Genomic DNA, 20,962 nt, shown 5'->3' with positions numbered 1-20,962 from the left:
CGGGGGTTCCGGCAACGGCGGGACGGCGGTGCGCGGGGCGGCCCCGGTCAGGGGGCGACGGTGATCTGCTGCGCCGGGTCGGTGGTGTCGGTGACCTTGTAGACGGCGTTGAAGGTGGACGAGGTCGCACTCGTCGGGCAGCCGAAGCCGCCGGTCACCGTGACCGGGACCGAGGCGTTGGTGAAGGTCAGGCTCGACGGGGCGCCGTTGGCCCAGGTGCCCGGGACGGCCGCCGGGCCGCCGGGGGCGGCGGTGACGGTGCAGGTGGCGAGTCCGGTCGTGTGCACGACGAGACCGCCGGTCGGCACCGTCATGGTGGCCGTGATCGGGGAGCCGTTCTGCATGGACACCGACCAGGCGCCGCTGGTGGTCACGGTCGGGGTCACGCCCGGCAGGCTCGACGTACACGAGCTGTAGGTCGGCGGCGAGATGGGCGAGGAGACGGGCCCGGCCGCGTTGTGGTTGCCGGGGGCGGCCGGCACCGCGCCGGTGGAGACGGAGACCGTGCAGGTCACCGTGACCGAACCGGCCTTGAGGGTGGCCTTCCCGCTGAGGGTGGCCTGGAAGGCGTGCCCGGCCGGGGTGACGGTCGTCGACCCGGCCAGCGGTAACGGCGCGGCGGTGGCGGTGGCGGAGGCCACCGTCAGGGCGGCTGCGGCCGCCATGCCGAGGGCGAGCGCGGTACGCGTACGGCTCATGGCTGTGCTCCTTGGGGATCGGGGTGCGGAGTGGGGGAGTCCCCGGCGGGGGAGGGCCGGGCGGGGGCGGCGGAGCCCCCGGTGCGCGGGGCGGCGTTCGGCTGCCAGGCGAACATCAGCCCGCCGCCGAGGATGCCGAGCAGGGTGCCGATCAGGAACCCGCCGAGGTTCGACAGGACCAGCGCGGCGGTGGCGATGAGCGTGGTGAGAACCCCGGCGAGGGAGCGCTGCCGGGGGGAGAACCAGGCGGTGAGACCGAGGACGATCATGATGATCCCCATCAGGACGGACGGGATCCCCGCCACTCCCTGCTGGAGCATGATCTTCAGCGGTGCCAGCGGCAGTACGCAGATCCAGGCCCCGGCCAGGACCGCGAAGAGCCCGCCCCAGAAGGGCCGGCCGCGCCGCCACCGCCGCCAGCGGCTCAGAAGCATTCCTTCTTGCCCTTGCTGATGTTCATGCTCAGCCCGGAGAGCTTGAAGGTGCCGGCGTTGGTCGCCCACGCCGTCTGCTGCAGGTTGGAGATGGTGACCGTGTCGGCCTGCTGGGCGAAGAGGTCCTGCATGCCGACCGCCTCGGCCGGCCCCTTGTCGAGGGTGGAGGCGTCGCGGCCGATCTCGATGTTCTTGAAGACCGCGTCGCCGGCGAGCTGGGTCGCGTCCACGAACAGGTTGCTGGCCTCGACGGGGTCCTTCTTGCCCGCGGTCAGGTTGAGCGAGATGTCGCCGATGACCGGGAGGGTGGTGACCACCGACTGGCAGAGGCTGTGCAGCTTTGCCTCCTTGATGGCGGTGACCGCCACCGGGATGAGCTCCTCGCGGGCGTTGACGTCGACGCTGCCGTACTGGGCGAAGCCCTCGCCCTCCAGGCTCGTCGCCGACACCTTGAACTGCTGCCCCGACACGGCGAAGGAGGCGGCGAGCGCCCCCTGCGCGAGGGCGATGCCCAGGCCCGCGGTCACCGCCACGGCGGGCAGGGTCAACAGGGCGAAGCGGCGCCAGCGGACCCGGCCCTCACCTCTGTCGGCGGCGTCCGCGGCGTCCGGGGAGGCCATGCCTTCCCCGCCGGGCGGTTCGGATAAGTTCGGTGAGCTTGCCATGAGATCGTCCCTTATCTCGGCTGTGCACCTTTGTTACCGACGAGTTGAATGTAAGAGTGCCAATGGTGGTTGGCAAGGTTGCGTGAGCGCACCTTTTCGGCCGACTCCTACTGCTCCGTACGCAGCAGTTCGGCTACCTCCGCCTCCACCCGCCGCGCCATCGCCCGCGCGAATTCCGCGGCCACCACCTCACCCGCGACGGGCCGCAGGGCCGCCACCGCCTCCCGGATGTGATCCAGCTGGGTGGCCGAAAGATGCTCCAGCCCGTCCGGGCCGATCACATGCCGGCGGAACAGTCCCACGAACCGGTCCGCGAGCGCGGCCGCCTGGGACTGGACGAACTCCCCGGCGTCCAGGATCTCCGCCAGCGGCACCCCCTGCCGCACCAGCGCCACCGTGGCCTCCAGCAGCCGCCGGCTCGGGTACGTGACCCGGTCCCCGTCCAGGCGTACGTAGCCCAGCTCGGCCGCCCGCCGGGTGTCGCCGGCCGAAGCCGCCGGGCCGAAGAGTTCGCGCAGCTCGGCCCGGGTCATCGACACCGGGTCCTCCTGCACCCAGTCCCGGGTCATCTCCCGCTCCAGGCCCAGGAGTTGGGACAGGCCGCCGCCCTGCTCCCAGGCGGAGAGCAGCTCCGCGATGCCGTTGACGGTGTAGCCGCGCCCCAGCAGGTCGCTGACCAGGCGCAGCCGGGTCAGATGGTCGTCGGAGTACCAGGCGATCCGGCCCTCGCGGCGCGGCGGCGGGAGCAGCCCGCGCTCCTGGTAGTAGCGCAGGTTGCGCACCTTGACGCCCGCCGCCCGGGCCACCTCCTCGCGGCGGTAGCGCCGCTCACCGCCCGTGTCCGTCCGCGCCCCGTTGCTCACGCGGCCGAGTGTAGGACGTACCGGCAGGTCACATGGGGCGCTGCCGCGCCTCCCGCTTGACCGCCCGCAGGACCACGAACTTCGGCTCGCTCGCGACGACTTCGCTGTTGCCGAAGAGCCGCCGCAGGTGCGTGTGGTAACCCATGTGGCGGTTGGCCACCACCCACAGCTCGCCGCCGGTGCGCAGCACCTTGCGGGACTGCGCGAACATGCGCAGCGCCGTCGCGTCCGTCGTCGCCTGGTGCGAGTGGAAGGGCGGGTTGTTGAGCACCAGGTCCACCGAACCCGGCTCCAGCATCGCGACCCCGTCGCCGACCCGGAACTCCGCCGTGCGCCGGCCCGGCCGGACGTTGGCCTCGTAGGTCGCCCGCGCCGAGGCGACCGCCTGGTACGACTCGTCCGTGAAGACGACCTCGGCGTCCGGGTCGGCGACGGCGACCGCCGTGCCGACGACGCCGTTGCCGCAGCCCAGGTCCACGACCCGGGCCCCGTCCGTGTTCGTCGGGATGCTCTGGAGGAAGAAGCGCGTGCCGACGTCCAGCCGGTCCGCGCAGAAGATCCCGGCGTGGTTGACCACGGTCAGCCCGGCGCCCGAGCCCCCGTCCTCGTCCACCGTGTACGTCACCGGCCACGGGTCCGTGCCCGCCGGCCGGGCCGCGCCCGGGGCGGTGGGGGTGCAGAAGATCAGGCGGGCCTTCTTCTCTGCGAGGGAGGTCTTCGTCGGCCCGAGGACCTTCTCGAACAGGCGCAGCGTGGAGGTGTGGATCTCCTTCACCATGCCGGCGCCGATGACCACGGTGCCCGCGTGCACGTGCGGGGCCAGCCGGTAGAGCTGGTCCTCAAGCAGCGCCAGGCTCTTGGGCACCCTGATCAGCAGGACGTCGATCCGCTCGGGCGGCGCGTCCTGCGTGGTCAGCAGGGTCACCGTGGACTTCGCCGTGCCGATGCCGGCCCGGTCCAGGTTCGCCTCGGTGGCGGCGCGGGTCAGCGAGGAGTCGGTGATCTGCGTGGGACGGTACGCGGCCAGGGCCGTCGTCAGCGCCCCCCAGCGGTCGCCGACCACGGTGACCTGCCCGGCGCCGGCCAGGTCCACCGGGCCGCGCTCGCCGGTACCGGCGTCGAGATGACGCAGCAGGTACTCGTCGGCGGCGTCCCAGGCGCGGAGCTGGTCGCGCGGGTCGACGGGGAAACGGGTGAGTTCGTAGGAGCCGAAAGGCGTGGTCAGGCGGTTCATATGGAACCCAGGCTAGCCGAGGCCGCCCCCCGGCCCCGCACACGCGGGGCCGGACGGCCCACTACTGCGGGAACTCGCCGGCCATCGCCGCCGCCAGCCGCAGGTGCGGGCGGGCCTCGTCGGCCCGGCCGCGCCGCTCCAGGGTGCGGCCGAGCATCAGGCGCGCGTACTCCTCCACCGGCCACCGCTCCAGGATGGCGCGCAGCTCGGACTCGGCGCGGGAGAGCTGCGCGGAGTGGTAGTAGGCGCGGGCCAGCAGCAGCCGCGGAGCGAGCTGCTCCGGGGCCTCCTCGGCGACCGACACCAGCACGCGGGCGGCCGTCGCGTACTCCCGGGCCTCGAAGAACAGCTGCCCGCGAGCCCAGCGCTCGGCGGCACTCCCGTGCAGGTGGTAGGCGTCCCCGCCGGTGCCCGCCGTCATCTTCCCCGTCCTCACGTCCATGCCCGCAGGCTCCTTCCGCTCGCTTTCGTGGCCGCTGCCGGTCATCGGTGGCTGCAACACCGTCGCGGGCGCGGACATTCCGGGAAGCGGAACGGGAGCCGCCGGGCCTGTCGGCGTTAAGTTGTGGCGTATGAGCAATCTCGATCGCCAGCCCGCTCTCGCCACCTGCGGCGGCCGCGGCTTCGTCGTCGCCGAACCGGTCCGCGAACTCCTCAGCCCGCGCACGGTCAAGCTCGGCGAGGCCACCGAGGTCCGCCGCCTCCTGCCGAACCTGGGCCGCCGCATGGTGGGGGCCTGGTGCTTCGTCGACCACTACGGCCCGGACGACATCGCGGACGAGCCCGGCATGCAGGTCGCCCCGCACCCGCACACCGGCCTCCAGACGGTCAGCTGGCTGCACGAGGGCGAGGTCCTGCACCGCGACAGCGTCGGCAGCCTCGCCACGATCCGCCCGCGCGAGCTGGGCCTGATGACATCGGGCCGGGGCATCAGCCACTCCGAGGAGAGCCCCCGCCCGCACGCCCGCTTCCTGCACGGCGCCCAGCTGTGGGTGGCCCTGCCGGACGCCCACCGGGACGTGGACCCCCACTTCCAGCACCACGCCGACCTCCCGACGGTCACGGCCCCGGGCCTCACCGCGACCGTGATCCTGGGCACCCTCGACACGGCGACCTCGCCCGGCACGGCGTACACCCCCATCGTCGGCGCGGACCTCACCCTCGCGGCCGGCACCGACACCCGCCTCCCCCTGGACCCGGACTTCGAGTACGCGGTCCTGTTGATGTCGGGCGAGGCCCGCGTCGACGACGTCCCCGTCCTCCCGGGCTCGATGCTCTACCTGGGCTGCGGCCGCACCGAACTCCCCCTGCGCGCCCTCTCGGACGCGGGCCTGATGCTGCTGGGGGGCGAGCCGTTCGAGGAGGAGATCGTCATGTTCTGGAACTGGATCGGACGGTCCCAAGAGGATATCGCAGGCTTCCGCGAGGAGTGGATGAACGGGACGCGCTACGGCGAGGTGAAGGGCTACGACGGCCCTCCGATTCCGGCCCCTGAGCTTCCTCCAACTCGCTTGAAGCCTAGGGGAAGAGTGCGCTGAACTGCATGTACGTCCTGAAGGCGGGGCTCGGTGTAGTGGTCATGACGCCACTCCGCTTCCGGAGGCTCGTCGGACGTTGGCGAGGCCTCTGGGAGTGCTTCCTGGTCTTGAGGTCGAGTGCCATGTGAAGCAGGCTGTGGTCAGGTCTAGTCGGACGAATGCTGACCCTTTGCCGACTCTACTGACGAGTGGTCAGATTCCTGGAGAGGGAGCGTGGGCGCGCCTCTCGGCAGGGGAACCTCATGCCGAGAGGTCTGGTCCCCGGACTTTTCGGCTGCCGCGGGCAGCTCCAGGTAGGTGCTCCTCCGAGGCCGCAGCCCGCTGTCGGTCTGTCGTGGAAGCTGGTGTGAGGATGCAGGTGTGGGGGATCTGCGAGGCCCAGGCCTGGCACACCGCGGCCAGAGTCCAGACCTGCCGCACGGGCGGGTTGTGCACGAGGACGAGGAGCGCGGGTCCGCTGCACTGAGCTGCTGCCATGACCTGCGAGCCTGATCCACGCCGATTACGGTGGAGGAACGGGTTCAACCGTCTCGACTTCGGCTCCAAGTGCCGAAACCCCGTCCGAAACGGCATTTGAGCGAAGCCTCGCCAGGGAGGCGCAGCGGATGCCTCAGGAGCAGATCCCGGGTCATGGTCGACGTCGAGGCCGTCCTCGAGCCCATCGAAGCGGCCGCCTGAGCACGACCAGCTCGGGTTGCGAGCCGAACAGCTTGATGGCGGGCGGCAATCGCTGGAGCCGGCAGCAGGTCTTGGACGATGGGGCGTGAAGAGGCTTGGCTTGTTGTGTCAGCGGACGGGTTCTCTGTGGCGGCTGGTCGTTGAGGTGGGCAGCCTGGGTGCCGATGGGTACGGCAGTGAGAGGAGCGCTGAGCAGTGTCCATTGAGACGGCTGGGAGCCGGCGGGTCGCGGTCGTGACCGGCGGCGCTGGTGCGATCGCCCGCGCGGTCGACCGCACGGGCGACGACCCGGTCGATCTGGGTGATCCGGCCGATGTGCGCCGGGCCGCGCAACTGGTGTTGGACCGCTACGGCAGGTGCGATGTTCTGGTCCATCGGCTGCCATGGTCGCCTTCGGGCCGTTCGAGGACTTCGAACTCGGCCTGTGGTGTCAGGTCCAGGCAGTGAACGTCGAGTCGGCGCTGCTGCTCACCCAGGCGTTCGCGCCGGGGATGCGTGAGCGGGGCTTCGGCAGGGTGGTCTTCATCGTGTCCAACACGTTCTGGCGTCCCCCGGGCCCGCACATGCTCGCGTACGTGGCGTCCAAAGGGGCGTTGATCGGCATGACCCACGCCCTCGCCGTCGGGCTCGGCGGCCACGGGATCGCAGTCACGGCCGTGGCCCCGGGGCTGACCCGCACTCCGGCTACCGGCCTCGTGCCGGCGGAGGAGTTCGAGGAGATCGCGGCGCGCCAGGCGCTGCCCCGGCCGCTCACCCCCGACGACACCGCAGCTGTGGTGGCGATGCTCGTCGGCGAGGACGCCGCCGCCCTCACGGGCCAGGTGCTCACGGTCGACGGCGGCCTGGTGATGCGTTAGGAACGGGCGAGACGGGAATCCGAACAGGGGACTCCCGTGCGCGGATCGCGTAGCGCCAGCCCCGATGGTTACGTAGAAGGTCTCGGGGCCTGGGTATTGCGCGGGCGGCGGGCACGAGGGCTTGCTTGAGACAAATCCTCCGTTGCTCGACGAAGAGACATTGACTGAACTCGGGAAGGTCCTCGCGAGAAGTCGAGCTGATGGCGGGTGTGTTCCATTGAGAAACGAAAAGATCAAAGAGGCACGACGGCTGACTGAAACTCAGCCGTCGCTGCCGAGGTGACCCTGGCCCCGAGCCGCGCGGTGCGAAAGCTGCGTTCGTCACGCATCCGCCTGTGCACGGAATCCTGTGGCCGAGTTCTTGGGTCGGTCACTTCGAGTCTCACGGAAATACCAGGGCGGCCCGTACCCGACTGTTCGAGGACCACCAGTTCTCAGCCGGCCATGACCCCCTGCGTCGTTACCTCGCCGTTGTCTTTCGCACGACGCACGCGAGCCGAACTCGCCAGTTTCTCGGCAGCCACTTCACGGGTGAGGTCCTGGATCTCGTCGCCCGCCTCGATGGCTGCGCGCCTGACTTCGATGGTCAGGCCGACCGACGTCTTGATGATGCCCCGCACCAGCGGTTTCGCCACTCTCTTGACCAGAGGGGCAGCGATCAGGCCAATGAGGAAGGGAGGAACTGCAGGGAGCATGTGCGAAGCCTCTCTTGTTTACACAGCACGGCTGCCGCCGCGTGTGCCAATACCACCGGCCGGTGGCGCTGGGCCTGAATTTCACCCCACCGAAAGCACTGTAGTCGGACCTCGGCCGATATGCCCGAGGAGGCCGACGCCTTTCATTCATTCGGGCGGAGGTCCGCCGGAGCAGATCCACGGCTGCGGAAGGGGATCACAGCGGGTCCGGTGCGCCCGGCGCGTGTTCGTCCAGCAGTGAGCCCACCACCTGCACAACGAATTCGGGTACGTGGTCCGGAAAATCGTGGCCGGTTCCCTCCGGGGTGTAGACCCTCCGGGCAGTGCTTGATGCTGAGAGAAAGCGTTCTCTCACGGTGAGGAAGAAGTGCCGTACTCGGGCGCTCTCCTCCGGATCGTCGACCGTGTCGAAGATCTTGTCACCGCCCGTCAGGTCGCGTGGCGCCACGAGGAGGAGGGGGAGCGGGCTGAGCTCGCCATCGTGTACGACCGTCTGCCAGCCGACTCGGGTGATGCCACCTGGTGACAGCTCTCGCAGGATCGATGCCGCGGCGCAGTTCGCCTTGGTCCTGGTCTCGACCATGGCGAGAACCCGCGCCGGGTCCTCGGGAGAGTGCGCTTCGTTCTTGGGCGCGAGGGCGTGGAGGCCGAAGAGGTGGCGCAGCGCGAGGGCGGTCTGGTCCCTCGCGGCATGCCGCAGGGTCGCAAGTGAAGGGCCGAAGGCGACGGCATCGGGCGGAGTGGGATCGAGCAGCACCAGACCGGCCACCAGGTCGGGACGACGCCTGGCGGCGTTGGCCATGAGCAGTCCCCCGAAGGAGTGCCCCACGAAAATGTAGGGTCCCCTCTCGCCGGCCTGCTCCAGCGCCGTGAGCAGTTCGACGGCTTCGGCTGCCGTCGTGCGGGGGAACGGGCCCGGGTCGCTCCAGCCGGAGCCCGGACGGTCCACCAGGACCGAACGCGTCCGTTCCCGTGTCAGCGTGTGCAGCCGGTACATGGCGTAGCCACCGGCATGGCCGCCCGGCATCCAGACCACGGTGGGCTTCGGTCCGGCATCCCCCTCGGCGAGGACGTGCATGCGGTAGCCGCCCACGTCGATCATTCGCCCGGGTGGCGGATACCTCACCCGCACCCGGGCCACATGCACCAGATGGCGGAGAGACCCGAGACCGAGCGCGAGGGCCACGGCGCAGAGCACACCGCCGAGAACCCGCCAGCCGGTTCCCAGGGTGACGCACCATGCGCCCGCGGCCGCCGGCAGCAGGGCGATGCCCAGCCCGGCCCAGTCTCGGCTGAGCAGCCGGAGTATCGCGTCGGTGACATGTGTGCCCGGTCGCATGTTTCTTCACCGTCCCAGCCTTCGTGGACGCTGCCAGGGACATCGCGCGTCTCAGCGCCCGGCACAAGCATCGTCCCCTGAAAACCCCGCGGGCGCCATGCGCGATGCCGGGCCCCGCCTTCCGTCACAGCGGTACGGCAGCCGCCAGGGCCCGGGGTGCCAGCATGGCCGGGTACCGCCACACACGCCGTCCGGCCCTTGCCGTGTGTGTGCCGTGGCCGTCCAGGTTCCCGATACGGGCGTACCACCGTCAGGCCTGGCCCGCGCCGTACGCGCGCGCGAGGCGTGCTGCCACGTCCGCGACCACTTCGGTCTCCCGGGGCACGAGATAGAAGTGGTCCCCGGGGAACGAGCGCAGCTCAAAGAAACCCGGGGCGGCGAGGTCGGACCAGGCGAGGACCCGGTCGGGCACGCAACTCGGATCGTCCTGACCGATGTACGCGGTGATCGGTGCCTTGACCGGAGTCGGATGCGGGAGGTGGTAGCCCTCGATGAGCCGGTAGTCCGCCCGGAGGGCGGGCAGCAGCAGGTCACGCAGCTCCGGGATGTCGTAGACCTCGGAGTGCAGGTCACCGAGGTGCCGGACGCGGGTGATCAGGGTCTCGTCGTCGGCGCTGTGCAGTGCGGTGCGTTCGGCCCGCTGGGGGGCCTCGTGCGCGGAGACCAGCAGGTGCTCGGGGACGAGGCCGCGGGCTTCCAGCCGCAGGGCCAGCTCGTAGGCGACGCAGGCGCCCATGCTGTGCCCGAAGAGCGCCAGCGGCCGGTCGAGCCAGGGCCGCAGCGCGTCCTCGATCGCGTCGGCCAGGGTGGCCATGTCGTCGATGCAGGCTTCCGCGAGCCGGTCCTGGCGGCCGGGGTACCGCACGGCGAGCACCTCGACGTCCTCCGGCAGCAGCGCGGGCCAGCCGTGGAACAGCTGTGCCGTGCCGCCGGCGTGCGGTAAGCACACCAGTCGGAGCCTGGGGTCCGCCACGCGCCGGTGGACACGGAACCACTTCTTGGCGTCGTATGTCGTCATGGCCGCCGGAGACCACCCAGCTGTGAGGAGTTGAACTTGGAGAGGAAAGTGGGACGCTGCTCCACCACTCTTCTGGACACATATGCGGTCTGCGCGGTGTGACCCAGGCGATCGGTCACGACGAGTGTGCAGTCGCTGCCTTCCTGGATGAGTTCGGCGGAATACAGGGGTGTTCCGGTCGCAGACATCTGACCAGCCTCCATCAGGGTCCTTCTTCTCCAGCCATGCTTTCCACGCCGCCGAACGGCGTGCGCAGACGAAAAGGCGGCGTGGAGATGCCCGCAGAGCAGCCGACGGCACGCGGAGAACACTCATGTCGCGGCGGACCGTGACATCCGGCGTGCCGGGAATGGCGACTCAGTGCACCTTGGCGGCGGTCGAACCGGCGCCGCGGACCTTGCCGGCGGCCTTGCTCTCGCTGCCGGCCTGCGCCGCGTGGGCCGCTGCGGCCGCCGCGGCCGGGGGCGTCGACCCGGTGCCCGCCTCGGCCCGGCCCGCGATACCGCCCTGCGGGGCGCTGGTGTCGGTGCCGTGCTCGGCTCCGTGCGCCATCTGGACGGCAAGCACTTCGGCGGTCGCCTCGGCCGCGAGATCCTGGATTCCCTCGCCGGCTTCGTGGACGGCCCTCTTGACTTCGATTCCCAGGCCCACCGACGTTTTGACGATCCCTCGCATGAGGGGTTTACCCAGCCTTTTGAGCAGGGGCGCGGCGATCAGGCCGATCAGGAAAGGAGGTACTACAGGCAGCATGGCAGGGCATCCTTCTCTTCTGCCGAGAAAACGATGGCGGAAAGGCAGTTGGAGGTGAACAGGGAAAGTGCGATGAGATGCATGGATTCCGCATCATCGAACCCGCACCCCTCATTACAGAGAGTATCCAGGGTGAATGCACGGCTACCGGTTCCGCCGTGGCCTTCACTCATTCGAGTAGAACGGCCTGCCCATAACGGCCTGTTCAGACCATTCGACGGCCGGAACCCGACGTCACCCGCCTTCTTCGGGTGACCACGTGTACCTCTGCTGACGGCCGGATGCGCTGTGCAGTTCTCTCGCCACCCGTCGGCGCAGCGCGGGAAACGGCAGCGTGCCGCCGGCCAGCACGGCCTCGTGAAAGGCGCGCACGTCGAACGCGGCGTCGGAGCCGCGTTCACACGCTGCCCGCAATGCCGTGAACTCCGCATGGCCCGCCCGGTACGTCAGCGCCTGTCCCGGCATATCGGTCGCGTAGCGCAGCAACTCGGTCGCGATCTGCTCCTCGGACTCGGCCGCCGCGTGGGCACGCATGAAGGTGCGCGCCTGCTCCAGCGTCATGGTCCCCAGGTTGAGGCCGGTGTCGACGACGAGGCGCTGCGCGGTGAACCGTTCATGGGCCAGGCGTCCGTACGCGTCCCACGGGTCGTCGTACAGCCCCATCTCCCAGGCGAGCCCTGCCGCGTACTCCGCCCAGCCCTCCTGGAACCCGGCGAAGGCCACCAGTTCGCGTCGCAGGTCGGGCAGCGCGATGTTCTCGGTCTGACGGGCGAGGTGGAAGTGGTGTCCGGGCGCGAGCTCGTGGTAGATCAGCGCGGCCGCGCCGAGCAGTGACCGGTGTGCCAGGTCCGAGGCGTTGTAGCGGTAGCGGCCCACCGGTTGCGTGGCGGTCGGCGGGTCGTAGTAGCCGAACGTCATCGACGCCTCCAGCGCCGGGTCGAGGCGGGCCACGCCGTACGGGGCATCGGGCAGGACCGTGAACCAGCGTGGCAGCAGCGGCGTGAGGCGGTCGAGGTGTCCGCGGTAGCGGGCCTCGACCTCCTCCGGGGTGGCGGCGTACAGGCGGGGCTCGCTCGCGAGCCGTTCGTGGAACTCCGCTTCCGTCCCCGCGAAGCCGAGCGTGGCTCGCATCTCCCGCATCCGCTCGCTGAGTTCGCGGCAGTGCTCCCGGCCGAGTTCGTGGAGGCGTTCGGGTGGTGTGTCGCCGGACGTGTACGTCCTGACGAATGCCCGGTACGCCGCTTCGCCTTCCGGGTAGTGGGCCCATCCGACGGTCTCCGGCGCCTCCCTGAGGTAGTCCGGGTCGTCCACGAGGGCGAGGAGGCAGTCGAACGCCGGCTCCAGTTCGGCGGCCACGAGCCCCGCCACCGCGTCGTTCAGGTGGCCCCGGCTCGCCGCGTCGAGCCGGGTGAGCCGCTCGGCGTCCGCCCGGACGTACCGCGTCGCCGACGCCCGCAGCCGGGTGAGGGTGGTGCGGACCCCGGCCAGCGCCGGGGCCGGGATGCGAAAGCCCCGTGCCGCCTGCCCGGCGGCCTTGTCACCGACCGTCGCGACGCAGCGGGCCAGGTCCCGTACGAGGGACACATACCGGTCCGCGTCGGCCCGGTCCTCGAAGCGGTACGGGCGGAAGACCGTGTCACCGTACTGCTGGAGGCTGAAGAGCTGGTACGGCGTGGCGGTGGGCGTGAGCCAGTGGAACCGTCCCGCCTCCGCTTCCTGTTCGGCCAGCGCCCGGAGGAAGCCCGCGGTGTCGGCGGAGGGACCGGGCAGCACCGCGGGCCGCAGCGTGTCCAGCCGGTCCAGCACCCCTGCCGCGAACCCGGCGCGCTCGTCGGCCTCCGCGGCGGACACCCCCGGCAGCGACTCGACCGGCAGCCCGCGGCGGGTCCGCAACGACGGCTCACGTGTGAGCAGGAAGTCCCAGTACGAGGTCGCGAGCCGGTCGGCCTCCTGCGCCGCCGAGCCGTCCGGGAGGTCCGATGAATGGTTCACCATGGTGCCAGTGTGCGCGCCGGGTGACGCCACATCGGGCACGGAGATCAACCGCGATTCGGGGGTCTCACTCGGACGGGGGAATTCGTCCGCCCCGTTCGTGTCCGGCCGGGAAAAGGCGGTCCGACGCCGTCGATCCCGATGGCACGATGAACGGCATGCACCGCCGAACCGTGTCGTTTCCCAGGGCCCGGTCGGCCGCGGTGGCGTCCGCAGCCGTCGCGTCAGCAGTGCTGGCCGGTTGCGGTGGTGGTGACGTGTCATCGACCCGCACCCCTGTCGTCGTGGGGGGAACCGTCACGATCGCCACCGCATCCGAGACTCCGAGTTTCCACCCGTACTCGCAGTTCGGCTCTGCCCTGGCTCCTTATGCCTACGACTCGTTGGTCACCATGGCGCCGGACGGGCAGGTGGTGTCGGGCCTCGCCGAGAAGTGGCGGGCCGGAGCCACTTCGGCGAGTTTCACCCTGCGCAGGGGTGTGACCTGCTCCGACGGGACGATCCTCACGGCTTCCGGGGTGGCCCGGTCACTGAGCTATGCGAGCGATCCCCGTAACCGGCTCGTCGGCGCCCGGGCGGCACTGCCCGGTGTGCCGTTCACGGTGTCGGCCGACGACGCGGCCCGGACGGTGTCGTTGCGGATGGCGTCGCCCTACAGCTTCGTCGTGCGGACGATCGGAATGCTGCCCGTCGTCTGCCCCGCCGGCCTGGCGGATCCCGGCGCTCTGGACAGGAGCACGCAGGGCACCGGGCCGTACGTGCTGAGCGGCTATTCCTCGGGTGGCCCGTACCTCTTCACCCGGCGCAAGGGGTATGCGTGGGGACCGGGCGGAGCGACGAACGCGGTTGCGGGCCAGCCTGAGCGGATCGTGGTGTCGGTGGTGCCGCAGGAGTCCACGGTGGCCAATCTGCTGCTCACGGGCGGCGTCAACATCGCGACGGTGACCGGCCCGGACCGCGCGCGGCTGACCGGCCACGGCCTGGCCACCGCGCAGGTGCCGACCGTGGTGGGGCTGACCTTCTTCAACGAACGGTCCGGCCGCCCCTTGAGCGATCCCGTGCTGCGTCAGGCACTGGTGGGGGCCCTGGACCGCAAGGGCCTCGCCAATGTGGCGATCGGCGGCGACGGAACGCCCGCGAGTCATCTGACCGCCGCGGGCTCCGTCTGCCACACCGACGTGGCCGCCCGGAACCTGCCTCCACACAGTGCCGTGGAAGCCCTGGGCACCGCGGGCTGGACGAAGAACGCACGGGGCAGGCTGGTCAAACAGGGCCGGCCGCTACGGCTGCGGCTGCTCAGCAGCGCCGACTTCGGCTCCACCCTTCCGTCGGTCGCCGAACTGATGGCCGCCACCTGGGAGGCGCTGGGCGCGGACGTCGACCTCGTCAGCGAGAGCCGCAACGCGGTGGTACAGGCCATGTACCAGAGCGGGGACTTCGACGTCGTGGTCGGCAGCTCGCCGGGTCCGCCGCTGCCCGCGCAACTCGTCCCGTACTTCTCCGGTCCGCCGCCCTCGCAGGGACTGAACTTCGCACACGTCGTCAACCGCACCTACGACCGCTTCGTCGCCCTCGCGCTGCGCGCGCCGGGCACGGCCAGCTGCGCGGACTGGAACAGGGCCGCCGCGGCGCTGTTCCGCTCGGCCGACGCGCTGCCCGTCGCCGACGGCACGAGCACGGTGTACGGCTACCGGACGACCTTCGCCGTCGCACCCGGCGGCCAGGTCGTACCGACCAGCATCCGCCTGCACAGATAGCGGCGGCGGAAGCGGCACACGGCCCCACCACCAGTCGAGGAGGTCTCCCATGACGACCGTGTCCACACGGCTCGGTGCCCTGGCCCGGCGCCACCCGTGGGTGGTGTTCTGCTGCCGACGCGCGGTGCGGCTGACGGTCTCCCTCTTCGTGGTCGTCACCGCTTCCTTCGCGATGATCCGGCTCGTGCCCGGTGACCCCGTCCGGGCCGCGCTGGGCGTGGACGCCCCGCCGGACCTGGTAGCGGCGAAACGACAGGACCTCGGCCTGGATCATGACCTGTCGGCACAGTACTGGCGGTATCTGAGGCATCTGGCCCACGGGGACCTCGGGGTCTCCCTGGTGACCGGCGAGCCGGTGGCCGAGCTGATCAGGGCACGTCTGCCGGCCACCTTGTTGCTGGCTGTCCTGGCGTTCGCCTGCGTACTCGTCGTCGCCCTCCCCGGGGGGCTGCTCGCGGCGGTGTGGACACGCGGAGGACGGCGGCCCCGGGCGGAGTTGGCGTTCACCGCCACCACCTCCGTCATGGCGGGCGTGCCGGACTTCGTGCTCGCGGCGGGTCTCACCGCGGGACTGGCGGTCGCCCTGCGCATCTTTCCGGTGGCCGGCGACCTCGGTCCCCGGTCCTACGTGCTGCCCGTGCTCGCGCTGGCCCTCGCTCCGACCGCGGTACTCCTGCGGATCGTCCGGGTGGAGACGCTCAAGGTGCTCGCGACGGACTATCTGCGTGCCGCCCGTGCGAAACGGCTGCCCGCCGTCCCGCTCTACCTGCGCCATGTGGCACCGAACACGCTGACCGCGTCGCTGACGGTCGCCGGGAACCTGCTACCAGCCCTGATCGCCGGAACGGTACTGGTCGAGAAGGTGTTCGCCTGGCCGGGCATCGGGTCGGCGATGGCGCAGTCCGTGGCCGCGCAGGACTACGCCGTCGTCGAGGCGTCGGTCCTGGTGCTGGGCTCGGCCGTCCTCGCGGTGAACTTCCTGGTCGATCTGGCCCTTGCGCTGCTCGACCCCCGATCCGTCATCCGGGAGACGTGATCCGATGGTGTTGTCCTCCCCTTCTCCGCTCACGCCGCGTGCCACCGCCGGCCGGTCTCGTGCGACCCGGTCGGGCTGGTCCACACCGATGGGCGTGATCACCCTGGCGATGCTCGGATCACTCGCCGTACTGGCCGTCGCGGGGGCGGTGTTGTGGGGGCAGGCCGCCGACCGTCCGGACCCGTCGGCGGTGCTGCGGGCGCCCACGGCAAGTCATCTGCTCGGTACGGACCACCTCGGGCGCGACCTGCTCGCCCGGCTGCTCTCCGCGACCTGGCTCTCCCTGCTGCCGGCCGTCGCGGCCACACTCCTCGGCGCGACGGCCGGGATCACACTCGGGGCGCTCACCGCCGTCGTCGGCGGACGCGCCCGCCGCCTGCTGGGAGCCCTGATCAACCTCCTGCTGGCCTTCCCCGCGCTCCTCGTCGCGATGTTCTTCGCGGCCCTCTTCGGCGCGGGCGCGGGCGGGGCGGTGTGCGCACTCGCCGTCGCCTGTGCTCCGGGCTTCGCGCGGATCACCCAGACCATTGCCGCCAAAGTGGCCGGAACCGACTTCATGGCGGCGGCGCGCGTGCTGGGCCTGAGCCGCCACCGGCTCCTCCTGCGTCATGTCCTGCCCCACATCGCCGAACCGCTGATGCTCAACATCACGGTCGCCGCGGGCTCGGCACTCGTGGCCCTGTCGGGACTGAGCTTCCTCGGACTGGGGGTGCAGCCCCCCTCGTACGACTGGGGGCTCCTGCTCAGCCAGGGCCTGGACCGCATCTACACCGAACCGTTGGCCGCCGTGGCACCCGGCATCGCCATCGTCTACGCAGCCGTGGCCTTCCAACTGCTCGGCGAGATGCTGGCCGGAGCCGCCGCGCGACGCGTCCGCCCACGGCAGCCGGAAGAATCCGCGCCACACCCGGCACGCACCGGCCTTCCGGCAGTCGCGGACCACGTGCTGAAGGTGGAAGATCTGCGGGTCACCCTTCCCACGGCGGAGGGAGTGGTCCGGCCCGTCCGCGGTGTCTCCCTCGCCCTGCGGCGCGGTGAGATGGTCGGCCTGGTCGGCGAGTCCGGCTCCGGCAAGTCACTGACGGCGCTCGCCATCGCCGACCTGCTGCCGGACGGCGCCTGCACGACCTGGGGCACCCACCGGTTCCTCGGCGCGGACGCCGAGTCGTTGTCACGCAAAGAGCGACGCAGGCAGCTGGCGACGGGAATGGCGATGATCTTCCAGAATCCGGCCTCGGCCTTCAACCCGTCGCTCCGCATCGGAACGCAGATGATGGAGGCCGTACGCGCACACCACGGCACCCCTCGTGCCCTGGCCGTCGAGCAGGCCCTGGCCCAGCTTCACCGGGTCGCGCTCCCCGGCGGGCGCCGGTTGCTGCGCTCCCGACCCTTCCAGCTGTCCGGCGGTCAACGCCAGCGAGTGGCGATCGCCGCCGCTTCGATGATGCGGCCCGACCTCATCGTCGCGGACGAGCCGACGACAGCCCTGGACGTCACCGTGCAGCGGCAGATCATGGACCTGCTCCGCCGTATCCGCCGCGACGACGCCACCGCGATCCTCATCATCAGCCACGACATCGCCCTCGTGGCCGGCGCCTGCGACCGGGTTCTGGTCATGTACGGGGGAACGATCGTGGAGAACCTTCCGGCCCGTGAGCTGGCGACCGGCGCACAGCACCCGTACACGCGGATGCTCGTCGCCTCGGTCCCGGACCTGGCCACGGACCGCGACCACCCCCTGCACACCATCGAAGGAGGGCCGCCCGATCCGTGCGGCACGGCCCCGGGCTGCCCGTTCCATGACCGCTGCCCGCATCGAGTGGACCGGTGTGCCGTGGAGAGCCCCGTGCTGTCCCCGCTCGACCCGGAGCACGAGGTCGCCTGCTGGCGGCCGCTGGCCCCGGCACCGTTCCGCGGACAGCGTGAGACCGAAGAGGTGGAGCAGTGAGGGAAGAGGCAGGGCTGGCGCTGTACGACGTCACCGTGCGCCACCACGGGCCGTTCGGGCCGGTCACGGCGGTGGACGGGGTGTCACTGGAGGTTCCCCGGGGCACGACGGTCGGCCTGGTCGGCGAGTCCGGTTCGGGAAAGTCCACTCTGGCACGTGCGGTCGTCGGGCTGGACAGCCCGTGCGCCGGGCGGATCACGATCGGCGGACGGGAGTACCGAGGCCGCCGGGCGGTCGGTCGACGCCGGCTGGGCCAACAGGTCCAACTGGTTTTCCAGGACCCGGACACGGCACTCGACCCCCGCATGACGGTCCGTCAGTCGCTCGCCGAAGCGGCCGGGGCCTTCGTCCGGCTGGACCGCCGCAGCCGCGAACAGCGCATCGGCGGACTGCTGGAACTGGTCGGTCTCGACGCCGGCTGCGCCGACCGGGTGCCGCGGGAGCTCTCGGGCGGCCAGCGCCAGCGCGTGGCCGTCGCCCGTGCGCTCGCCGTCGATCCGGCGGTACTCATCGCCGACGAGGTCACCTCGGCTCTCGACGTGTCGGTCCGGGCGGCGCTCCTGACCACGCTCCGGGACCTGCAGCGGCGCATGGGCTTCGCCATGCTGTTCATCAGCCATGACCTCGCAGCCGTCCGCCATGTGTCGGACGGTATCGCCGTGATGTACCTCGGCCGGATCGTCGAGACCGCCGCCACCGAGAACCTGCTGCGCAGCCCACGGCATCCCTACACCCGGACGCTGCTGTCCGCCGTGCCGAGCCTGCACCCCGGACGACGACCGGTCGGGGAGCCGCTTCTGCCCGGAGAGGTACCCGATCCCGCGTCGCCACCGACCGGATGCCGCTTTCATCCGCGCTGCCCCGTCGGGCCGAACCGGCTTCCGGGACGGGATGTCTGCACCGCGCGGGACCCCCAGCAGGAGGCGGCCGGACAGCCGCACCGCGCCGCGTGCCACTTCCCGTATCCCGCCGACGCCTGCCCGCCCCACGCCGTCAGCGCGCACCAGGACGCGAACGGTGACCGGGCTCCGCGAACCCCCGGGGACCTGCCGTCATGACGGCCAGGGAACCGGACAGGCTTCCGTCCGGCGCCGACGCGGTCGTCGTGGGGGCCGGTGTGATCGGTGCCGCGGTGGCACTGGAGCTGGCGCGCACCGGTCGGCGCGTCGTGGTCATCGACAAAGCCGGCGGCGTCGGCCACGGATCCACCAGCGCATCGAGCGCGATCATCCGTTTCAACTACTCGACCTGGGACGGTGTCGCCACCGCCTGGGAGTCCCAGCACTGCTGGGCACGATGGGAGGAGTACCTGGGCACCGTGCGCGGCCCGGGCCTGGCGGCGTTCCGGCGGACCGGAGCGGTGTTCCTCGACGCGCCGGACTCCGGGACGCCGGAGGTGATCGCCCTGTTCGAGCGTGCCGGCGTGCCGTACGAGCGCTGGGATGCCGCGACGCTGCGCAGCCGGATCCCCGGCATCGACGCGGGACGCTACGGCCCTCCCAAGCCGCTGCGGGACGAGGCGTTCTTCTCCGGCCCCGAAGGTGAACTCGGCGCGCTGTTCACACCCGACGCGGGCTTCGTCGACGATCCACAGCTCGCGGCACAGAATCTCGCGGACGCTGCGGGCCGCCTCGGAGCGCGTTTCCTCTTCCGTCGCGCGGTCGTCGGTGTCCTGCGTCGCGAAGACCGGGTGGCGGGCATCCGGCTCGCCGACGGCACCGCGATCACGGCGCCGGTGGTGGTCAACGCCGCCGGGCCCTGGTCGGGCGCGTTCAACCGGATGGCCGAGGTCGGCGCCGAGTTCACCGTAGGAGTGCGCCCGCTGCGCCAAGAAGTCCACCAGGTGGCCGCACCGGTTGACCAGGGCGACACAGCCTCGTCCGGCCAAGGCGGCGCCGGGACCACGCCCGGCCTGATCGTGGCCGATACCGACCTCGGGACCTACCTGCGCCCCCGCGGCGGACACCTTCTCATCGGCAGCACGCTGCCCGCCTGCGACCCGAGGGAATGGCTCGACGACCCCGACCTGTGCAGCCCGCACCCGACGCCCACCAGGTTCGACACCCAAGTGACCAGGGCCGCACGCCGATTCCCGCTTCTCCGCGTTCCGAACCGGCCGACCGGCATCGCCGGCGTCTACGACGCCGCCGACGACTGGGCCCCCCTCTACGACCGCACCGATCTGCCCGGTTTCTACGTCGCGATGGGCACGAGCGGCAACCAGTTCAAGAACGCTCCGCTGGCGGGCCGATTCCTCGCCACCCTGGTCGACCGCGTCGAGGCCGGCCACGACCACGACCGCGATCCGCTGCGGTACACCGGCGAACACACCGGCATCGTCGTCAACCTCGGTGCCTTCTCCCGTAAACGGCCCATGGCCGAGGGGGCCGCCTCCCGGACCGTCATGGGCTGACGCATGATGCGCCGGGGCCGGTGCCGTCCGGGAGTTGCCGCACCGGACGGCACCGGCCGCGTGACGTCGCAAGAGATCTACCAGCGGCCGCGCGCGGGTGTGGAGCCGAGCTTGGAAGTCAGCACGGACAGGAAGGTCGGGAGCCGGTCGACCGCGGATTTGGGGACAGGGGTGACCTGGACCGTGTCCCGCACCACGTCCTGCACGACGAGCTTGTAGGTGCCGTCTTCCTGGACGAGTTCGGCGGCGTAGAGCAGTGTTTCCACCAGTGGTCCTTCAGTTGTGTCGTGCGAGGGGTCAGGCGCCGTTGAGCCAGGCGGTCCACGCCTTGGTGGCCTGCTGTTCGTCCACGTCCTCGGCGAACAGGTGGTGGCCCAGCCAGATCGGCCAGTTCCACGAGCTGCCGTTGAAGAACCGGTACAGCGCGTCCGGGCCTCGCAGGCCGACGAAGTCAGGGCTCAGCCAGTCCACGACCACCTCCGTCGAACCGCCGTCCGTACCCGGGAGGTCGAGCGACAACCGGTCGCCGACGGCCGCGCCGTCGTCGAGGCCGAGGCGTCGGCACAGAGCGGCGAAGTCGGCGGGGTCTTCGGTGGACTTGCCACGGGCGGCCTTGACGTAGACGGCGGGGCGGCCGGCGAAGTGCCTCAGGTACTCGGGGAGGGAGTGCTGGTAGAAGTCGACGTGCTTCTCGGCCGCGTCCGCCTTCGTGTCCCAGTTCCAGGTGTCGTCGACGACGCCCGTGTGCACCCAGTGGATTCCCATCCGCAGATGGCTCGCGCCGCCGTCGGCCGGCTCGATGCGGTAGGTGAGCGTGTTGGAGAACCCGCCGTCCTGGGTGGCCCGAACCGCGAAGTGGTGCGGCGGCTCCCACGCCACGACGGTGCTGTCGCCGCGCGTGGCCTTTCCGCCGACGCGCGGCTCGACCTCCATCGGGTAGAGCCAGCCGAGGTTGCCGGCGCCGGTGGCGACCGCGTCCCAGACCTGTTCGGGCGTGGCGGGCAGGTCCTGTTCCCGGCGGACCTTGAGCTCTCGGGCCATGGTCAC

At 71.0% G+C, this 20,962-nt stretch carries 20 protein-coding genes; 7 read left to right on the top strand and 13 right to left on the bottom strand.

Annotated elements, in window-relative coordinates:
* Nucleotides 1-47 precede the first annotated feature (47 nt).
* The 6 genes from ACZ5D2_RS24300 to ACZ5D2_RS24275 form a co-directional block, all read right to left on the bottom strand.
* A complete protein-coding gene (locus ACZ5D2_RS24300; protein WP_371675515.1) occupies nt 48-698 on the bottom strand; it encodes a hypothetical protein in 651 nt (216 codons plus the stop codon).
* Nucleotides 695-1,132, bottom strand: a complete 438-nt coding sequence (locus ACZ5D2_RS24295) for a DUF6114 domain-containing protein (RefSeq protein ID WP_371675514.1) — start codon at nt 1,130-1,132, stop codon at nt 695-697. Before ACZ5D2_RS24295 ends, ACZ5D2_RS24300 begins: the two co-directional genes overlap by 4 nt.
* Nucleotides 1,123-1,752, bottom strand: a complete 630-nt coding sequence (locus tag ACZ5D2_RS24290) for a DUF6230 family protein (protein WP_371675513.1) — start codon at nt 1,750-1,752, stop codon at nt 1,123-1,125. Before ACZ5D2_RS24290 ends, ACZ5D2_RS24295 begins: the two co-directional genes overlap by 10 nt.
* A 152-nt stretch (nt 1,753-1,904) precedes the next feature.
* On the bottom strand, nt 1,905-2,660 hold the full coding sequence (locus ACZ5D2_RS24285; protein WP_371675512.1) for a MerR family transcriptional regulator: 756 nt from the start codon (nt 2,658-2,660) through the stop codon (nt 1,905-1,907).
* A gap of 28 nt (nt 2,661-2,688) precedes the next feature.
* Nucleotides 2,689-3,885, bottom strand: coding sequence for a methyltransferase (locus ACZ5D2_RS24280; RefSeq protein WP_371681092.1), 1,197 nt, complete (start codon nt 3,883-3,885; stop codon nt 2,689-2,691).
* A 70-nt stretch (nt 3,886-3,955) separates the two neighbouring features.
* Nucleotides 3,956-4,336, bottom strand: coding sequence for a tetratricopeptide repeat protein (locus ACZ5D2_RS24275; protein ID WP_371675511.1), 381 nt, complete (start codon nt 4,334-4,336; stop codon nt 3,956-3,958).
* Between the two features lie 130 nt (nt 4,337-4,466).
* Between ACZ5D2_RS24275 and ACZ5D2_RS24270 the strand changes: the two genes are divergently transcribed.
* Nucleotides 4,467-5,432 carry a pirin family protein gene (locus tag ACZ5D2_RS24270; RefSeq protein WP_468931911.1) on the top strand — a complete coding sequence of 322 codons (966 nt, stop codon included), beginning with the start codon at nt 4,467-4,469 and terminating at the stop codon, nt 5,430-5,432.
* 1,061 nt (nt 5,433-6,493) lie between these two features.
* Entirely contained in the window at nt 6,494-6,967 is a 474-nt protein-coding gene (locus ACZ5D2_RS24265; RefSeq protein WP_468931908.1) for an SDR family NAD(P)-dependent oxidoreductase, read from the top strand.
* A gap of 434 nt (nt 6,968-7,401) precedes the next feature.
* Here the strand turns inward: ACZ5D2_RS24265 and ACZ5D2_RS24260 are convergent, their stop codons facing one another.
* The 5 genes from ACZ5D2_RS24260 to ACZ5D2_RS24240 all read right to left on the bottom strand — a co-directional run bounded on the left by ACZ5D2_RS24260 (nt 7,402) and on the right by ACZ5D2_RS24240 (nt 12,764).
* Entirely contained in the window at nt 7,402-7,662 is a 261-nt protein-coding gene (locus ACZ5D2_RS24260; protein WP_371675508.1) for a DUF5132 domain-containing protein, read from the bottom strand.
* 196 nt (nt 7,663-7,858) lie between these two features.
* Nucleotides 7,859-9,001 carry an alpha/beta fold hydrolase gene (locus ACZ5D2_RS24255; protein WP_468931904.1) on the bottom strand — a complete coding sequence of 381 codons (1,143 nt, stop codon included), beginning with the start codon at nt 8,999-9,001 and terminating at the stop codon, nt 7,859-7,861.
* A gap of 250 nt (nt 9,002-9,251) precedes the next feature.
* On the bottom strand, nt 9,252-10,019 hold the full coding sequence (locus tag ACZ5D2_RS24250) for a thioesterase II family protein (RefSeq protein ID WP_468931901.1): 768 nt from the start codon (nt 10,017-10,019) through the stop codon (nt 9,252-9,254).
* Between the two features lie 357 nt (nt 10,020-10,376).
* A complete protein-coding gene (locus ACZ5D2_RS24245) occupies nt 10,377-10,769 on the bottom strand; it encodes a DUF5132 domain-containing protein (protein ID WP_468931898.1) in 393 nt (130 codons plus the stop codon).
* A 234-nt stretch (nt 10,770-11,003) separates the two neighbouring features.
* A complete protein-coding gene (locus tag ACZ5D2_RS24240) occupies nt 11,004-12,764 on the bottom strand; it encodes a DUF885 domain-containing protein (RefSeq protein WP_468931896.1) in 1,761 nt (586 codons plus the stop codon).
* Nucleotides 12,765-13,045: 281 nt separating this feature from the next.
* Between ACZ5D2_RS24240 and ACZ5D2_RS24235 the strand changes: the two genes are divergently transcribed.
* The 5 genes from ACZ5D2_RS24235 (at nt 13,046) to ACZ5D2_RS24215 (ending at nt 19,915) form a co-directional block, all read left to right on the top strand.
* Nucleotides 13,046-14,518 carry an ABC transporter substrate-binding protein gene (locus ACZ5D2_RS24235; RefSeq protein WP_468931893.1) on the top strand — a complete coding sequence of 491 codons (1,473 nt, stop codon included), beginning with the start codon at nt 13,046-13,048 and terminating at the stop codon, nt 14,516-14,518.
* 49 nt (nt 14,519-14,567) lie between these two features.
* On the top strand, nt 14,568-15,554 hold the full coding sequence (locus ACZ5D2_RS24230) for an ABC transporter permease (protein ID WP_468931890.1): 987 nt from the start codon (nt 14,568-14,570) through the stop codon (nt 15,552-15,554).
* A gap of 94 nt (nt 15,555-15,648) precedes the next feature.
* A complete protein-coding gene (locus ACZ5D2_RS24225; RefSeq protein WP_468931888.1) occupies nt 15,649-17,502 on the top strand; it encodes a dipeptide/oligopeptide/nickel ABC transporter permease/ATP-binding protein in 1,854 nt (617 codons plus the stop codon).
* Nucleotides 17,499-18,560, top strand: coding sequence for an oligopeptide/dipeptide ABC transporter ATP-binding protein (locus ACZ5D2_RS24220; protein WP_468931885.1), 1,062 nt, complete (start codon nt 17,499-17,501; stop codon nt 18,558-18,560). The genes ACZ5D2_RS24225 and ACZ5D2_RS24220 overlap by 4 nt, the downstream gene beginning before the upstream one ends.
* Nucleotides 18,557-19,915 carry an NAD(P)/FAD-dependent oxidoreductase gene (locus ACZ5D2_RS24215; protein WP_371675495.1) on the top strand — a complete coding sequence of 453 codons (1,359 nt, stop codon included), beginning with the start codon at nt 18,557-18,559 and terminating at the stop codon, nt 19,913-19,915. The genes ACZ5D2_RS24220 and ACZ5D2_RS24215 overlap by 4 nt, the downstream gene beginning before the upstream one ends.
* Nucleotides 19,916-19,992: 77 nt before the next feature.
* On the opposite strand, the gene ACZ5D2_RS24210 is transcribed toward ACZ5D2_RS24215, so the two are convergent.
* Both ACZ5D2_RS24210 and ACZ5D2_RS24205 read right to left on the bottom strand, forming a co-directional pair.
* A complete protein-coding gene (locus ACZ5D2_RS24210; protein WP_364744387.1) occupies nt 19,993-20,181 on the bottom strand; it encodes a hypothetical protein in 189 nt (62 codons plus the stop codon).
* 31 nt (nt 20,182-20,212) lie between these two features.
* Complete coding sequence (locus tag ACZ5D2_RS24205; protein WP_371675493.1) at nt 20,213-20,956, bottom strand: SRPBCC family protein; 744 nt, start codon at nt 20,954-20,956, stop codon at nt 20,213-20,215.
* Between the last annotated feature and the right edge of the window lie 6 nt (nt 20,957-20,962).

The organism is Streptomyces sp. NPDC031479, from assembly GCF_055581065.1.
The sequence above is the reverse complement of the archived record's forward strand: the minus strand, read 5'-3'. Positions and strand labels throughout refer to the sequence as shown.